General features: G+C 50.0%; 18 protein-coding genes and 1 riboswitch. Of the genes, 9 read left to right on the forward strand and 9 right to left on the reverse strand.

Annotated features, from left to right (window positions below; genetic code table 11):
* Positions 1-42 precede the first annotated feature (42 nt).
* Positions 43-552, forward strand: coding sequence for a hypothetical protein (locus AB1I50_RS08845; RefSeq protein ID WP_407723683.1), 510 nt, complete (start codon positions 43-45; stop codon positions 550-552).
* A 100-nt stretch (positions 553-652) separates the two neighbouring features.
* Entirely contained in the window at positions 653-1,027 is a 375-nt protein-coding gene (locus AB1I50_RS08850) for a type II toxin-antitoxin system PemK/MazF family toxin (protein WP_407723684.1), read from the forward strand.
* Positions 1,028-1,087: 60 nt separating this feature from the next.
* Here the strand turns inward: AB1I50_RS08850 and metK are convergent, their stop codons facing one another.
* On the reverse strand, positions 1,088-2,269 hold the full coding sequence (gene metK, locus AB1I50_RS08855) for a methionine adenosyltransferase (RefSeq protein WP_407723685.1): 1,182 nt from the start codon (positions 2,267-2,269) through the stop codon (positions 1,088-1,090).
* A gap of 60 nt (positions 2,270-2,329) precedes the next feature.
* Positions 2,330-2,427: riboswitch (SAM riboswitch) on the reverse strand.
* A gap of 96 nt (positions 2,428-2,523) precedes the next feature.
* Here metK and AB1I50_RS08860 point away from each other — a divergent pair.
* Positions 2,524-2,910 carry a cupin domain-containing protein gene (locus AB1I50_RS08860; RefSeq protein WP_407723686.1) on the forward strand — a complete coding sequence of 129 codons (387 nt, stop codon included), beginning with the start codon at positions 2,524-2,526 and terminating at the stop codon, positions 2,908-2,910.
* Between the two features lie 30 nt (positions 2,911-2,940).
* Here the strand turns inward: AB1I50_RS08860 and AB1I50_RS08865 are convergent, their stop codons facing one another.
* Positions 2,941-3,531, reverse strand: a complete 591-nt coding sequence (locus AB1I50_RS08865; RefSeq protein WP_407723687.1) for a 4'-phosphopantetheinyl transferase family protein — start codon at positions 3,529-3,531, stop codon at positions 2,941-2,943.
* Positions 3,532-3,559: 28 nt separating this feature from the next.
* Positions 3,560-3,796: an AbrB/MazE/SpoVT family DNA-binding domain-containing protein gene (locus AB1I50_RS08870; protein WP_407723688.1), complete on the reverse strand. Its 237-nt coding sequence runs from the start codon at positions 3,794-3,796 to the stop codon at positions 3,560-3,562.
* Positions 3,797-3,978: 182 nt separating this feature from the next.
* Here AB1I50_RS08870 and AB1I50_RS08875 point away from each other — a divergent pair, with 182 nt between their 5' ends.
* The 6 genes from AB1I50_RS08875 (at position 3,979) to rpe (ending at position 10,223) form a co-directional block, all read left to right on the forward strand.
* The gene (locus AB1I50_RS08875; protein WP_407723689.1) at positions 3,979-4,566 is read left to right on the forward strand and encodes a nucleoside recognition domain-containing protein; all 588 of its coding nucleotides are present in this window, start codon (positions 3,979-3,981) and stop codon (positions 4,564-4,566) included.
* A gap of 4 nt (positions 4,567-4,570) precedes the next feature.
* Positions 4,571-5,080, forward strand: coding sequence for a nucleoside recognition domain-containing protein (locus tag AB1I50_RS08880; protein WP_407723690.1), 510 nt, complete (start codon positions 4,571-4,573; stop codon positions 5,078-5,080).
* 342 nt (positions 5,081-5,422) lie between these two features.
* On the forward strand, positions 5,423-6,007 hold the full coding sequence (locus AB1I50_RS08885) for a DUF6512 family protein (RefSeq protein WP_407723691.1): 585 nt from the start codon (positions 5,423-5,425) through the stop codon (positions 6,005-6,007).
* Positions 6,008-6,088: 81 nt separating this feature from the next.
* Positions 6,089-6,838, forward strand: a complete 750-nt coding sequence (gene rlmB / locus AB1I50_RS08890) for a 23S rRNA (guanosine(2251)-2'-O)-methyltransferase RlmB (protein WP_407723692.1) — start codon at positions 6,089-6,091, stop codon at positions 6,836-6,838.
* 24 nt (positions 6,839-6,862) lie between these two features.
* Positions 6,863-9,514 carry an HAD family hydrolase gene (locus tag AB1I50_RS08895; RefSeq protein ID WP_407723693.1) on the forward strand — a complete coding sequence of 884 codons (2,652 nt, stop codon included), beginning with the start codon at positions 6,863-6,865 and terminating at the stop codon, positions 9,512-9,514.
* A 64-nt stretch (positions 9,515-9,578) separates the two neighbouring features.
* Positions 9,579-10,223, forward strand: coding sequence for a ribulose-phosphate 3-epimerase (rpe, locus tag AB1I50_RS08900; RefSeq protein ID WP_407723694.1), 645 nt, complete (start codon positions 9,579-9,581; stop codon positions 10,221-10,223).
* A gap of 103 nt (positions 10,224-10,326) precedes the next feature.
* Here rpe and AB1I50_RS08905 read toward each other — a convergent pair whose 3' ends face one another.
* From AB1I50_RS08905 to AB1I50_RS08930, 6 genes are read right to left on the reverse strand one after another with little or no spacing between them, the layout of a single operon-like run.
* Entirely contained in the window at positions 10,327-11,730 is a 1,404-nt protein-coding gene (locus AB1I50_RS08905) for an aminopeptidase (RefSeq protein WP_407723695.1), read from the reverse strand.
* 25 nt (positions 11,731-11,755) lie between these two features.
* On the reverse strand, positions 11,756-12,379 hold the full coding sequence (locus tag AB1I50_RS08910) for a lytic transglycosylase domain-containing protein (RefSeq protein WP_407723696.1): 624 nt from the start codon (positions 12,377-12,379) through the stop codon (positions 11,756-11,758).
* 4 nt (positions 12,380-12,383) lie between these two features.
* Complete coding sequence (coaE, locus tag AB1I50_RS08915; protein WP_407723698.1) at positions 12,384-12,974, reverse strand: dephospho-CoA kinase; 591 nt, start codon at positions 12,972-12,974, stop codon at positions 12,384-12,386.
* The gene (locus AB1I50_RS08920) at positions 12,961-13,995 is read right to left on the reverse strand and encodes an L-threonylcarbamoyladenylate synthase (protein ID WP_407723699.1); all 1,035 of its coding nucleotides are present in this window, start codon (positions 13,993-13,995) and stop codon (positions 12,961-12,963) included. The genes coaE and AB1I50_RS08920 overlap by 14 nt, the downstream gene beginning before the upstream one ends.
* 1 nt (position 13,996) lies before the next feature.
* Positions 13,997-15,073, reverse strand: coding sequence for a peptide chain release factor 1 (gene prfA / locus AB1I50_RS08925; protein ID WP_407723700.1), 1,077 nt, complete (start codon positions 15,071-15,073; stop codon positions 13,997-13,999).
* A 3-nt stretch (positions 15,074-15,076) separates the two neighbouring features.
* Entirely contained in the window at positions 15,077-15,256 is a 180-nt protein-coding gene (locus tag AB1I50_RS08930) for a DUF951 domain-containing protein (RefSeq protein ID WP_407723702.1), read from the reverse strand.
* Between the last annotated feature and the right edge of the window lie 73 nt (positions 15,257-15,329).

The following is a 15,329-nucleotide window of genomic DNA, read 5'->3' on the forward strand; positions in this document are numbered from 1 at the left end:
TTAATAATTCAGACATATAATGTACAAAAACGGAGGTGCCGTATGGCAAGGAAGGTTATTTGCGCGTTATGTGTCTTTTTTATTTTTACAGCGGTTTTGTGCGGCTGCGGCAGCGGCTCGGGCAAGACCGCCGTGACGGATTTTTCCGCGGATTTTACGGCGGTGTATCGCGAGATGAACCTCAGCGGAACAATAATAGCCGACAGGCACGGACTGCTCAGCGTTGCGCTTGATTCTCCCGAAACCCTCGGCGGCGTGAATATCTCTTATAAAAACGGCGAAACCGAGCTTAGGCGCGAGGACTTAATCTGCACCGCGGACGAGGGATATCTTCCCGAAAAAAGCTTTCCGCGCATGATTAAAAACGCGCTTTCGGCGCTCAACAGCGAGGTGAACGGCGAAGGCGAATATGCTCCGCAAAACGGCAAATACGCGCTCGAAAAGGACGGCGTTAATTATGAGGTTTTCCTCGACGAAAACGGCTTAATCACCAAAATCACCGCGGAAAACGAGCTTGAAATAGAATTCACAGAGATTACAAAGAACGGCTAAGTAACAAATTTCGCGCCCGAAAATATTATGTATAAAGCTGAATATATTTTGGCGGAAGGTCAAAAATATAAGTAGAATAATTTTTGGAGCGTGAAAAGCATTGAATATACGCCGTGGTGACATTTACTACGCAGATTTAAGTCCGGTGGTGGGCTCGGAGCAGGGAGGAATCCGTCCTGTACTTATCGTGCAAAACAACGTCGGCAACCGCTTCAGCCCAACCGTGATTGCGGCGGCGATTACCAGCCGCCAGTCAAAGGCAAATCTGCCCACTCATATACCGATTAACAGCGGAACTTCCGGACTTGCGAGGGACAGCGTGGTGCTGCTCGAGCAGGTGCGGACAATCGACAAGCGAAGATTAAAGGAGAAGATGGGCGCGATTGACCAAAGCGCGATGAACGCCGTGGACAACGCGATTTCAATCTCATTCGGGCTCGGCGCGGAGCAGACGAGTAATATTTCGGCTTCCTAAATGAAGAACAGGGTTTGGAATTTTGTGATTTCCAAACCCTGTATAGTTTTAAAAATTAATTTATTTGATTGCTCTGAGCAGCTCCTCGGTCTTATCGGTGTCCTCCCAGCGGACGTTTAAGTCCTCTCGGCCGATATGACCGTAAGCCGCGACGGGCAGGTACTTTGTCTCGGTCAGCTTAAGCTGTCTGATGATTGAATTCGGGCGGCAGTCAAACACCTTTTCAACCGCCTTTTCGAGCTGTTCGTCGGTGTATTTTGAAGTGCCGAAGCTGTCAACCATAATCGACACGGGCTTTGCAACGCCGATGGCGTAGGCAAGCTGAACCTCAGCCTTTTTCGCAAGCCCTGCGGCAACGATGTTTTTCGCGATATATCTCGCATAGTAAGCCGCGCTGCGGTCAACCTTTGTCGGATCCTTGCCGCTGAACGCTCCGCCGCCGTGACGCGCGTAGCCGCCGTAGGTGTCTACGATAATCTTTCTGCCGGTAAGTCCTGCGTCACCGACAGGGCCGCCGATAACGAACCTGCCTGTGGGGTTAACAAAAATCTTTGTATTATCGTCAAGCAGACTTTCGGGGATAACGGGCTTGATAACGTTTTCGATAATGTCAGCCCTGATTTGCTCAAGTGTAACGTCCTCGTCGTGCTGAGTGGAAACAACAACCGTGTCAATCCTAACCGCCTTGTCGCCGTCGTACTCAACGGTAACCTGGGTTTTTCCGTCGGGACGGAGGTAGGTGAGAGTGCCGTTTTTTCTGACCTCGGTAAGTCTTTTTGAAAGCTTGTGGGCAAGCGAAATCGGAAGCGGCATAAGCTCGGGAGTTTCGTCGGTTGCAAAGCCGAACATCATACCCTGGTCGCCTGCGCCGATAAGGTTGTCCTCGTCGGTCTCGCCGTCCTTGTGCTCAAAGCTCTCGTTAACGCCCATCGCGATGTCGGGCGACTGCTTGTCGAGCGACACAATAACCTTGCAGGTGTTGCCGTCAAAGCCCACCTCGGGATTGTCGTAGCCAATATCTTTGATAACCTTTCTCGCAACCGCCTCAATGTCAACGTCGGCGTTGGCGGAAATTTCACCCATAATATGAACAAGTCCTGTTGTAGCGGCGGTCTCGCACGCAACGTGAGCGTTCTTGTCCTGTGCCAAAATGCTGTCGAGCACCGCGTCTGAAACGCAGTCGCAAACCTTGTCGGGATGTCCCTCGGTTACGGACTCCGATGTAAATAATCTTCTTGCCATAAAAATCACTCCATAAATTTGCAAAATAAAAAGCGCCCTCAACCGAAAGGCGCGTCAAAATACTCATCTTCCGGTAAATTACCGCAGGATTTAGCACCTTGCATAATGCAGGTTGCCGGGCTTCAAAGGGCCTGTCCCTCAGCCGCTCTTGATAAGTTATATTAAACTCTGTTCCTTATTATAATAGATAAATACTGAAAAAACAAGTGGATAATCCGAGTTTTTTTCGATTTAGAGGCAATTACAATTTTTGTTTGAAAGATGATGTCGAATATGGTAAAATAAACGTGAAGTACAGCGAGGTGACGAAGATGATTTTTGATTTGAAAAACGAAAAGCCCGAAATTCTCCCGAACTTTAAGGGAGGGGAGAAGTACCTTATCGCGAAAATGCACTTTGACGGCGTTAACCGTATTCTTCACGGCACGCTTGTGCCCGGTGCGACAATCGGTGAGCATACGCACGATGTTAACAGCGAGATAATCTACTTCCTAAGCGGCAGGGGATATATGCTCTACGACGGCGAAAAGCAGCCTGTCGAAGCCGGAATGTGCCACTACTGCCCAAAGGGGCATACTCACAGTATGATAAACGACTGCGACGGTGACTTGGTGTTTTTCGCCGTGGTTGCAAATCAATAAAACAATGCCCCGAAAACTCGGGGCATTAATTTACGGTTCAATAAATTCAATTTCCTCGGCAAAGTCCTCTCCTTCGGTGCAGACCGAGATTACATAGTCCGAAAAAATATAGGTTTTCAGCCTGTAGGTCACACCGTTTTCGGAAAATTCCTCACCGCTCACGTCAACGCTCTTTGCCGGGCGGTGAAAGCCCTCGCCCATGCACTTTAGCAGGGCTTCTTTTTTTGTCCAGAGCGCAAAAAACTCTCCTTGTTTGTCGGGGGAGTTTTTTATTTTGTCCATCTCGTTTTCGCAAAAGACGACCTTGCCCATTCTCTCGTACGGAACAACCTTCGGCTTTTCGATGTCACAGCCGATTGGTTTGTCATCCACGGCAAACAGAACATAGCCGCCACTATGCGAAATATTAAAGCACACGCCGTTTTCAGCCAGCGGCTTGCCGCTTTTGTTCAGGTAAATCCCGGTATCGCCCAAAAAACGGCGCGTCAAAAGTCCGCCGAGAATACAGCGCTTTTTGTCGTCCTCAAAGCGGTAGCGTTCCGCCTTTTTGCGGCGTTCGGGCGAAATCTTATTGATGTCACCGGGTTTAACGCAGTTAATATCAGCGATGTAAAGCCTCATATTTTTACCCGTTTTTCTATATAATTAATTAACGGCTCAGCTTTGCCCTACATTCGGAGCATACAAACTTGCCCTCAAATTCGCGCAAATCGTCCGTGCCGTTGCAGAAAACGCACTTGTCCTCTGCCTTTTGAAGGATGATTTTGCTGTCGTCAGCGCTGATTTTCAGCACGTCTCCCGCGTTGATGGATAGACTTTTTCTGATGTCCATCGGAACTACAACGCGTCCAAGTCTGTCGATTTCTCTGTAATAAGTAAAACTCATACAATCACCCTTTCCGTTAAATAATAATTTTAAATATTTGCGATTGACAGAATGGAAATATCGCAAGTTATTATTTTTTTTATAATAACATATTTCTGCATATTTGTCAATTATATACGAAAAGATTTTATTTTTTTATTATTTTTGACTACATTTTACTTTTTTCGACAAATGAGGTGCTTATGTTAAACATAGTATGGAGTTTTATTGTCGTATTGAGCATTATTTGCTCAATTTGTCTGGGAAATAGCACAGGATTGTCATCCGCGTTTATCGACAGCGCCGCCTCGGCGGTGGAGTTGATTATCACTCTCGCAGGCGTAATCTGCCTTTGGTCGGGGATAATGCGCATCGCTTCAAAAAGCGGACTTACCGAGCTTTTCGCCAAAATTTTTTCACCGATTTTAAGACCGCTCTTTCCCCGCCTTGACAGGAACGGCGAGGCGTTTAAGTACATAACGATGAACCTCACGGCAAATCTGTTGGGGCTGGGCAACACCGCTACCCCGCTTGGGCTAAAGGCGATGGCGGAGCTCCAAAAGCAGAACGGCGGCAGCGATACCGCCGGCGACGAGATGGTGATTTTTGTGGTGATGAACACCGCCTCAATGCAGCTTTTGCCGACAATGCTCGGCTCTCTGCGCCAAAGCTACGGAAGTAATGCACCGTTTGAAATTATCGTACCCGTGTGGCTGAGCTCGGGCTGCGCGCTTGCCGTCGCGCTGATAATTGCGCTGTCGGGCAATAAATTTTCAAAGAGAATAAGGTGATGTTTTGGAACTCGTAATGCCGGTTTTCGCCGCGGCGATAATCGTGTTCGGACTGATTAAAAGGGTGGCGGTTTTCGACGAATTCATCGCAGGCGCAAAGGAGGGCTTCGCAACGCTTTACGCAATCGCGCCGTCGGTTTTGGGGCTTGTGTTTGCCGTAGGACTTCTCAAATCGAGCGGAGCGGTCGAGGTGATTTGCAATTTCATCAAGCCCGTCACGGATTTCTTCGGCTTTCCTGCCGAGCTCGCGCCTATGGCTTTGCTCCGTCCGGTGTCGGGCAGCGGCTCAACAGCGCTGCTCGTTCAGGTGTTCAGCGACTACGGTCCCGACAGCTTTCCGGGCAGGGTTGCAAGCGTGTTGGCAGGCTCGAGCGAGACAACCTTTTACGCCACGGCTATGTACTACGGCTGTGTAAAAATCAAGAATATCCGGCACACTCTGCTCGCCGCAATCGCGGCGGATTTGACCGCTGCGGCAATGAGCGTAGTCACCGTAAACCTGTTCTTTTTCTGAGCAGAGTGGTGAAATATTGTTTGTTATTTTGTTTTTGTAATAATTAAGTCGAAAAATTGCCGTTGACAAGCAAATATTACTATTTGTATTTGAAAACACAGTTGAATTTATGTGGAAATCTATGTGGAAAACATTAAAAAACCCACATATAGTTTTTGATGTGTAAATATCAGGATATTCTGAGGGCAAATCACGCGCCTGATTAACACTTTCAACATAGTTTTCAACATTTTATTGTATAAAAAGAAATATACAAGAAGTATATTTTCAGACAAAGAATTTTAATTGGCGGTTTTAATTCCGCTGAAAAATAATACATTTTTGTAACAATGGTTACGGGGAGTGAGGGCAATAAAAAAAGCAGAAATACTATTCGTTTTGCTCGAGGCGGCAGGCATAATTTTTGTCTTGATTTGCCGCCTGTTTATGTCGAAATTGTACACGCTGTGCGGCGGAAACCTCGTCGGTGTAATGTTCGGAAGCGTCAACAAAAGCATATGGGAAAACTGCAAAATCCTGCTTTTGCCGTACCTGTTCTGGTCGCTTATCGAGCTGATGAGCGTATCGCCGCATATGCGCCGCTTCACCTCGTGCAAGACAATCTCTCTGTACTTTCTGGGATTGTCCTACATAGGACTGAGCCTGATTTTCGGCGCGGAAAATCAGAGCATTTTTATCGCCGCGTTATGCACGGCGCTTGCATTTGTACTCTCTTTTGCTCTTTACCGCTCAAAATTTAATGTTCAAAACCTTTTTGCTCCTTCGGTATTTTTACTCTTTTTATTTTGGGCGGTGTATTTCAGCTTCACTCCGTTTCCGCCGCAAAACGCTGTATTTTTAGACTCTGAATCGGGGCTTTACGGCATAATTCCGACACATATCGACCTCGGCGCGGCGGCGCTGGACGCGATGTATTATTTTTCTTGACTTTATTTGCGCAAAGGTCTGTTAAAATCATAAAATATGTGCTATAATATATTGGAATATAGTTTAATAAGGTGAAACAATATGAAAGACAGCAACAGCGAAGCAAAATCCGACGTTATATCCGGCAGGAACCCTGTCAGCGAGGCTATCCGCTCGGGCAGACCGATTGACAAAATTCTTGTCGCACGCGGCGAAAAAAGCGGAGCGGTGGTCGGAATTCTCGCAAAGGCGAGGGACAGACAGATTCCTGTCAAAGAGGTTGACCGCGCCAAGCTCGATTATATCACGGGCTCGTCGGTTCACCAGGGAATTGCGGCGTTTGCCGCCGTCAAGGATTACAGCAGCGTTGACGAAATATTTGAATATGCCGAGAGCAGGGACGAATCTCCGTTTATCGTCGTGCTCGACGAGATTGAGGATCCACACAACCTCGGCGCAATTATCAGAACCGCCGAATGTGCCGGAGTTCACGGCGTAATTATCCCCAAGCGTCGCAGCGCAGGACTCAGCTACGTTGTGGGCAAGGCTTCCGCAGGCGCGGTTGAGTATATGAGAGTCGCGAGGGTTACGAACATCGCGAGCTTGCTTGATGAGCTCAAAGACCGCGGAGTTTGGATTTACGGCGCCGATATGAACGGCGAGGACTACACAAAATGCGATTTATCAGGCGCATGCGCCATTGTTATAGGCAACGAGGGCAAGGGGATTTCCCGGCTTGTCCGCCAAAAATGCGACGTGATTGTGTCGCTTCCGATGAAGGGCAAAATCAACTCGCTGAACGCCTCAGTAGCCGCTGGAATTTTGATGTACCACGCGGCAAAGGGAAGGTAAAACACAGGAAAGGATGTGAAAAGCTTGTCTGATCAAAACATTGAGCAGGAAAAGAAAAACGACCTGCTAAAGGAGCTTGAAATTCAGAGCATACTTGACGAGACGCACAGGCTTGCCGACGACGAGAAGATGAAAAAAATCGCGGACAAGTACCGCGCAAAGCCGAAGATGGCTGACATCTACAGTAACGCCGACAAAAAGCCGAGGCTCAAAAACGACAATCCGCTCGACATGGACAAGGAAAAGCCCGACGACAGCAACGCGATTGTCGGTGACAAAACCGCCGCGACAATGCAGACCGAGCTTATTATGGACGGCAGCAAGGAGGACATCAAAACCCCCGAGCAGCTTGAAAAAGAGGCTGAGGAAGCGGCTAAAAAGGCGGCAGAGGAAGCGGCACGTAAGGCTGAGGAAGAAAAAATCGTCACCCTTAAGCCCGAGTACGACGAGGACACGCAGTTTTCGGGTGAGGTGCTCGGTGAGGTGGACACCTTCCGCGAAAATAACGAGATTGAAAGCTTCGACTCAATCGACATTGACGTCGACGGCGAGGATTATAAAAAGGCTCAGGAGCAAAAGGAAGCCGAGGAAAAAAGCAAGTACGAGGAATTGTTCAAGATTAAGAACACCTCCGACGGCAAGCCGCCTAAAAAGGTGGTCTCGAAGGTTCCGGTTTACCGCCCCGAGGAGCCGAAAAATACGCTCAACGTAAAGGCAGGCAGGTTCTCCGAGGTTGTCGAGCGCGAGTACGGCGAGTACATCCGCTCAAAAAATCCCTCGGTAATCGCCCACGTTATCAGACCTGAGCCCAAGCGTACCCCGGAAGATGACGACAAGCCCGAGGATGACCGCACAGCGCAGGAAAAGGTGCTGTCGGCGGTTGTGGGATTTTTCTCAAAGGACGAGTCCGACGACGTTGACGTTCCGCAGGAAAAGACCGAGCCGATTGAGGACTACACCGGCGAGGACGACGAAAAAAGTATTAAATACGAGCTCAACCACAATATCAAAAAGCTCTTTATGCGCAGCCTGACCACAGGCATAATCGCGTTTATCTCAATAATCTTGACAGTGCTGACAAGGGTGTTTCCCGAGGGCATTATCGGCGCAATTCCCTTTGCGCCTGCGGCGTACGCGGTGTTTAATTTAATTTTAATCGGAGTTTCGATTTTCGCAAACCGCGTGGCGCTGATGAACGGCTTAACGCCGCTTGTGCGCTTCAAGGGCAATTCCGACACGGCGGTTTCCGTCGCGTGTATAAGCGCCGTTGTGCAGACGCTTGTTTCATTCTTCTGCCTCGGTGATATGTCGGGCTTCAAGGTCAACTACTACATTGTAGTCGTGCTTTTGGCGCTGTTCGCAAACAACCTTGGCAAGCTGATTATGGTGCTCAGGGTTAAGGAAAACTTCCGCTTTGTCTCAGCCAAGGGACAAAAGTACGCGGCGAAAATCTACAACAACGAGGCTGTCGCCAACAAAATGCTCAGCGGCACGCCTTCCGACAAAACCCTTATCGCTTACCAGCACAAGACGGATTTTCCGTCCAACTTCCTAAAAATTTCTTACGCGCCCGACCCCAGCGAGGACTTGGCGTCAAAGCTCGCGCCGATTACCTCTTTAGCCGCGATTATCATCGCCCTGCTCTACGGCGTTGTAAAGTTCTCATTCTCCGACGCGGTTAATACCCTGTCGCTGATTACATCGCTCGCGATTCCCGTTTCAACGCTTATCGCGGTCAATCTGCCGATTAAGCTTTTGTGCAAGAACCTCAACGGCTACGGCGCAATGCTTGCGGGTTATCCGTCAATTAAGCAGTTCTGCGACAGCACCGCGATTATGATGGACGCCAACGAGCTTTTCCCTGCCGAGTCAATCGACCTCGAGGGAATCAAAAGCTTTGAGGACTACAATGTTGACGAGTCGCTCCTCTGCGGAATCGCCATTTTGAAAGAGGCGCAAAATCCGCTTGCAAACGCCTTTGATTCGGTTATTAACGAGACTAAGGAAAAGCTTCCCGAGGTTGAAAGCGTGCTCTACGAGGACGACCTCGGACTTGTCGGCTGGATAAACGGCGAGCGTATTTTGGTGGGCTCGCGCAACCTGATGGAGAAGTACAGGGTTGACGCTCCGACTCAAGAGTACGAGGAAAAATACACCTCGGCAGGCAGTCAGGTAACTTATCTTTCACGCGCAGGCAGACTTGTCGCGATGATTGTCACCAAGTACCACGCCGATCCCGAGCTTAAAACCGAGATGCAGAGAGCAGAGGCAAACGGCATAAGCTTCCTTATCAGAACCACCGATTACAACATCACCGACGAGCTTATCGCAAAGCTCTACAACCTTTTCTACCGCAGCATTAAGGTTCTGCCCACAGGCCTCGGCAACGTGCTCAAAGAGGCTCAGGGCGTGACCGAGGAAACCTCGCGTTCGTACCTCATCACCCACGGCAAGGCTTCGTCGCTCGCAAGGGCGGTATCGGGAAGCGTGCGCATTAAGGGCAACATCTCGATTGCGATTATCATTCAGCTTGCCGCGATAATTATCGGAATTTTGATAGCCGCAACGCTGTCGCTCTACGCCGGAGTTGAGGTTATGGGCACGCTCGAGGTGCTGATTTATTCGCTGTTTTGGGCAGCCGCGGCAATACTTGCCCCTGCAATTCAAAAACCTTAGTATAAAGGCAACACCGCACAATTATGTCGTGCGGAATGCGCCGTAAGATTATTTGGAGGATAAAATGAAGATAGCTCCGTCGCTTTTATCATGCGATTTTTCAAAAATGGGATACGAGCTCGAAAGAATGGACAAGGCAGGCGCCGACTGGATGCACCTTGACGTTATGGACGGCCATTTTGTGCCGAACATCACCTTCGGCGCTCCGGTAATAAAGTGCGTCAGAAAGTTCACGGACAAGCCGTTCGACGTTCATCTGATGATCAGCGATCCGCTAAAGTACATCGACGATTTTGCCGACGCCGGCGCGGACATAATCACCTTCCACGTAGAGTGCGATTCCGATATAAGCAAGACGATTGAAAAAATTAAATCGCGCGGAATAAAGGCAGGCCTTGTAATCAAGCCCAACACCCCTGCGGAGTCGGTTTTTGAGTACCTCGACAGGCTCGATTTGGTGCTTGTTATGACGGTTGAACCGGGCTTCGGCGGTCAGAGCTTTATGGCTGATATGATGCCGAAGGTAAGGGCGATTAAGGACGAATGTAAGCGCAGAAACATTGATATGCTTATCGAGGCAGACGGCGGAATCGGCTCAGCCACAATCGCGCAGTGCGCCGAGGCAGGCGTTGACGTTTGCGTGGCAGGAACAGCCGTATTCAAGGCTGACGACGCGGCGAAGGCGATTTCGGAATTACAAGCGTATTAAAGCTAAATTGCGGCTTGCGCCGCAGCTAAATTCGGCGTTGCCGAGCTAAATAAAAAATGATGGGGCGGTCATTGACCGCCCCTAATGTTATTATATCAAATTTTTATTGCATAAAAAACTCGTAAAATGCTCTGTACGCCATATACACGTCGGTTTTTGATACAATCTCGAACGGCGCGTGCATTGAAAGCACCGGAACGCCGAGGTCGATTACATCCACGTTCATATTGGCAACGTACTTCGCGATTGTACCGCCGCCGCCGAGGTCAACTCTGCCGAGCTCACCGATTTGCCAAACGATGTCATTGCTTTCGAGCAGCGACCTGATTTGTCCCATATACTCCGCCGATGCGTCCGAGGTATCGTACTTTCCGCCGTGGCCCGTGTACTTTGAAATTACCACGCCGTCGTTGATGTAGCAGCTGTTCTTCGCCTCAAATGCCGAAGCGTAGGTCGGGTCGAATGCCGCGTTAACGTCGGCGGAAAGGCAGGTGCTCTTTGAAATTGCGCGGTAGCCGGGAATTCCGTCCTGAGCCGCGAGATCGTAGATAAAGTAACGCAAAAAGTCGCTTTGCATACCGGTGTTGCCGTCGCTGCCGATTTCCTCTTTGTCGGTCAGGTAGGTAATGCAGGTGCTCTCGGGAGTCTCCGCGTCGAGCGCCGCCATCAGCGCAGGATAAGCGCAGACCTTGTCGTCGTGGCCGTAGCCGCCAATCATACTTCTGTCAAAGCCGATGTCCTTCGCCTTAAAGCTCGGCACAAGGCACAGCTCAGCCGACAAAAAGTCGTTCTCGGTAATGCCGTACTTGTCGTTCAAAATCTTCATAACATTGAGCTTTACAAGCTCCTTTTCGTCCTCAGCCTCGTCAAGCGCGCGTGAGCCAACAAGAACGTTCAAATCCTCGCCGGTAAACGCCTTTGCCATCGGCTTAGTTACCTGCTCCTGAGCAAGGTGGGGGAGAAGATCGGTGACGCAGAAGCAGCTCTCGTCCTCGTTATCGCCCCAGATGATGTCAACGGTGCTGCCGTCGAGCTTCACAACTCTGCCGTGAAGCGTCAGCGGAATTGCCGTCCACTGGTACTTTTTAAGTCCGCCGTAGTAGTGGGTTTTGAAAAGCGCAAGCTTGTTGCTCTCGTAAAGCGGATTGGGCTTAAGGTCAATCCTCGGTGAGTCGATGTGGGCAATCGCCAAACGAGCGCCGTTTTTAACGCCGTTTTTGCCGATAACCGCAAGTGCAATTGCCTTGCCGCGGTTCACATAATATACCTTGTCGCCGGGCTTGTAGCTTTCCTCGGGATTGTACTCGGTAAAGCCGTTAGCCTTTGCAAGCTCCAGCGAATACTCCACCGCCTCGCGCTCAACGGGCGACTTGTTCAAAAACTTTTTGTAGCCCTCGCAAAAGCCGTCAGCCTTTTCGATAACCTCGGCTGTCAGCTTTTTCTGCTTGTTTTCCTCCATCAAAACGCTCTCGCGCAGGAGTTGCGTTTTTGTCTTTTCCTCTGCCATTTATATCTTCCTTTCCGTTCTTATTTTATGAAAAATACAGCTCAATATACTTTTGCTTGGCGTTTTCAACCTTGACCACATACTCGCTCGTCTCGGGGTAGGGAATAACGTCAAGCGTCATTCCGTCGGGACTGCAGTTGGGATCCTCCAGCCAGTTTGAAACCTCAAAACCGGCGTTGTACGCCGCAACGGCGCATTTTTCGTTGCCGTAGTAGTCCAAAAAGTATCTGAGCAGATAACTTCCGTAGTCGATGTTCACCGAAGGCGTGTATAAATCCTCGGTGGTGTATTTACCTGCTTCGCCGCGCTTTTCCTGGAGCCAGTCGAAGGTCTCGGGCATAATCTGCATAAGTCCTACCGCGCCGACTGACGAACCCGCATCGGGATTAAAGCGGCTCTCTGTATGTATAACTCCGTAAATGAGCGCGGGTTGAAGGTTATATTCCTTTGCCGCCTTGTTTACAAGGTCGGTGTATTCAAGCGGATAAGCGGATTTTTCAAGGTTGTTCTCGGTTGTTTTATAAAAGTGCGTCGCCGCAAACACCGCTGTCACGGCAAGCGCTATCGCGACAATGGAGATTATAACGACCTTAACCTTTCCGCCTTTTTTCGTGTTGCGTTTTCTTGTACGGCGTGCTCTCTGCGCCATTACATCACCTCGATTTTATCACGGCGATAAGCTCAAGCGTTTTTTGCTCCAAGCCGCCGTCAGTGTTGTTCTCTATAATATAATCGGAATTTGCTCTGAAAAATTCCTCGCTGAACTGCGCGTTAATTCTCTGCCGTGCTTCACACTCTGTAATGCTGTCACGGTTCATAATGCGCGCAAGCCTTGTGCTTTCTTCAGCGACAACGCTCACGATAGTATCGCAAATAACGTCAATTCCGCTTTCAAAAAGCTGCGGCGCGTCAAAAACCGCATAGCCGTTAACGGCTTTAAGCTCATTAAGAAATTCGCTGAGCACAAAGGGATGGACAATTCCGCCGAGAGCCCTTGTGTTTTCCTCAGAGCTAAACGCCCTTTTTGCAAGGAGCTTTCTGTTCAGCGTTCCGTCAGGATTTATAATGTCGCTGCCGAAGCGCGCGGCTACCGCGTCAAGGCAGTATTCGTTTTGCTCGTACACCCTTTTTACAAGGCTGTCGGCGTTTATCACGGCAAAGCCGTTTTGCTCAAAAACCTGAGCCGCGGTGCTTTTACCTGCGCCGCTCTGACCGGTTAAGCCGATTATTTTAACTCTTTTCAAGGTCAATCACCTCAAAGCCTGCCGCGCGGATAAGGCGGTTGTAAACGGCGAGTCCCACGCCGTCGGTGGACGGCAGACGGGTGTAAACCGTCACGATATTGCCGTAGCCGTCAATTCTCCGCAGGCTGTCAAACAGCCTTTGCGCGTGAGCTTCATAGTCGTTACGCTTGCCGAGCGAAATGTACTTTACGCACAGCTTTTCAACGTCCTCGTCGCAGCAGAGGGCGGCAACGCCGCTTCCGCCGCAGCGGTTTACGTAGTCAGTAAATTCATCGTCCGTGCATTTGAGCAGGATAACGTTCGCCTTCGGCGCGTAATGCTTGTATTTCATTCCCGGGCTGGCGGCTTTTTGACCGTCTTTAAGCTTGTTCAGCACGGCGCTGTCAAGCTCGACCTCGCCTAAAACCTCGCGGAGTTCTTCAAGTGTTACCTTGCCCGGGCGCAAAAGCCTCGGAGTATCCTCTGCAAGCGTGATTACCGTGCTCTCAACGCCAACGCCGCACGCTCCGCCGTCAAACACCGCGTCAATTTTGCCGTCCATATCGTTCATCACGTGCTGTGCCGTGGTCGGGCTGGGCGAGCCCGAAAGGTTAGCCGACGGTGCGGCAAGCGGAGTGTCCGCGGCTTTGATTATCGCTCTTGCCGAGGGGTGGCTCGGCAGGCGGATTGCCACGGTGTCAAGCCCTGCGGAAACTTCATCGGGAATAACGCCGCCCTTTTTCATAATAATCGTCAGCGGGCCGGGCCAAAAAACCTTTGCGAGCTTTTTCGCGGCTTCGGGAATTTCGCGGACAAGAGCGAAGCGCTCGATGTCCTCAAACTCCGCGACGTGGACAATCAGCGGATTATCCATCGGTCTGCCCTTTGCCGCAAAAATCTTCGCTACCGCCTCGCCGTTCAGCGCGTCCGCGGCAAGTCCGTAGACCGTCTCGGTAGGGATAGCGGCAAGTCCGCCTTTTTTCAGAATTTCGGCGGTTTTAATTATATTTTCGGGTGTATTGGTAAACAGTTGCGTTTTCATTTTAATTCTGTTCCATACTCTCTTTCAGCTTTTCGGCTCTGTCGGCGGTAATCAGCGCGTCGATTACCTCGTCGAGGTTGCCGTTGAGGATGTCCTCGAGCTTGTAAAGCGTGAGACCGATTCTGTGGTCGGTCAGCCTGCCCTGAGGATAGTTGTAGGTGCGGATTCGCTCGCTTCTGTCGCCTGTGCCGACCTGCAATTTGCGGTTTTCGGCAATTTCGCTCGCCTGTTTGTCCTGCTTTTCCTTAAGCAGACGGCTTTTGAGCACCTTAAGCGCCTTGTCCTTGTTCTTATACTGGCTTCGTTCGTCCTGACATTCCACAACCGTGCCGGTCGGCAGGTGGGTAATGCGGATGGCGGAGCTTGTTTTGTTGATGTGCTGACCGCCTGCGCCGCTCGAACGGAAGGTGTCAATCTTCAAATCCTTCGGGTCGATTTCAAGCTCAACATCCTCGGCCTCGGGGAGCACCGCAACGGTGGTTGTCGAGGTATGAACTCTGCCTTGGCTCTCGGTCTCCGGCACTCGCTGAACGCGGTGAACGCCGCTCTCAAACTTAAAGCGCGAATACGCGCCCTCGCCCTCTATCATAAACGAAATTTCCTTGTAGCCGCCCAGCTCGGTCTCGTTGGCATTGATAACCTCAACCCTGTAGCCGCGCTTTTCGGCGTACATCGAGTACATTCTGAACAATACCGCCGAGAACAGCGCGCTTTCCTCGCCGCCTGCGCCTCCGCGGATTTCGATAATTACGTTTCGCTCGTCGTTGGGGTCCTTGGGCAGGAGCAAAATTTTGAGCTGTTCGGACAGCCTTTCAATATTCTCCTTAGCCTCGTCAAGCTCAGCCTGCGCCAATTCTTTAAGCTCGGAATCCGACGAATCCTCTAAAATTTCAAGGCTCTCCTTTTCGGACTGCACTGCGCTTTTATACTCGCGGTAGGTCTGCACAAGCTCCTCAATCGACTTGATTTCCTTCATTATCTTCTGGTATTCCTCGGGGTCGGACGCCACCGACGGCTCATAAAGCCGCGAGTTAAGCTCGGAATACCGCTTGTCAAAAATCTCTATTCTTTCAAACATAACTTACTCCGTAATTACATTCATGATGTTCTTCTCTGCTTTTTTGCGCGGAACCATAACCTCGCGTCCGCAGTTGTCACAGCGGATTTTAAAATCCATCCCCACGCGCAAAACGGTAAAGGTCCTGCCGCCGCACGGATGTTGCTTTTTCATTTCAAGTTTATCTCCGACGTTTATATTCAAGAAAAACACCTCACCCTTTATTATACACCATATCAATCTACTTTTCAAGCAGACGGCAGGTGTAATAATTCTT

It is taken from the genome of Ruminococcus sp. NATIVEDY161 (genome assembly GCF_045819895.1).
Taxonomy (GTDB): Bacteria; Bacillota; Clostridia; order Oscillospirales; family Acutalibacteraceae; genus Ruminococcoides.

Excerpts from the sequence above, each read along its gene's own strand:
- AB1I50_RS08845 (WP_407723683.1), top strand. The coding sequence starts at position 43 with ATGGCAAGGAAGGTTATTTGCGCGTTATGTGTCTTTTTTATTTTTACA.
- metK (WP_407723685.1), bottom strand. The coding sequence starts at position 2,269 with ATGGCAAGAAGATTATTTACATCGGAGTCCGTAACCGAGGGACATCCC.
- AB1I50_RS08865 (WP_407723687.1), bottom strand. The coding sequence starts at position 3,531 with ATGAGGCTTTACATCGCTGATATTAACTGCGTTAAACCCGGTGACATC.
- AB1I50_RS08870 (WP_407723688.1), bottom strand. The coding sequence starts at position 3,796 with ATGAGTTTTACTTATTACAGAGAAATCGACAGACTTGGACGCGTTGTA.
- AB1I50_RS08875 (WP_407723689.1), top strand. The coding sequence starts at position 3,979 with ATGTTAAACATAGTATGGAGTTTTATTGTCGTATTGAGCATTATTTGC.
- rlmB (WP_407723692.1), top strand. The coding sequence starts at position 6,089 with ATGAAAGACAGCAACAGCGAAGCAAAATCCGACGTTATATCCGGCAGG.
- rpe (WP_407723694.1), top strand. The coding sequence starts at position 9,579 with ATGAAGATAGCTCCGTCGCTTTTATCATGCGATTTTTCAAAAATGGGA.
- AB1I50_RS08905 (WP_407723695.1), bottom strand. The coding sequence starts at position 11,730 with ATGGCAGAGGAAAAGACAAAAACGCAACTCCTGCGCGAGAGCGTTTTG.
- AB1I50_RS08910 (WP_407723696.1), bottom strand. The coding sequence starts at position 12,379 with ATGGCGCAGAGAGCACGCCGTACAAGAAAACGCAACACGAAAAAAGGC.
- AB1I50_RS08920 (WP_407723699.1), bottom strand. The coding sequence starts at position 13,995 with ATGAAAACGCAACTGTTTACCAATACACCCGAAAATATAATTAAAACC.
- prfA (WP_407723700.1), bottom strand. The coding sequence starts at position 15,073 with ATGTTTGAAAGAATAGAGATTTTTGACAAGCGGTATTCCGAGCTTAAC.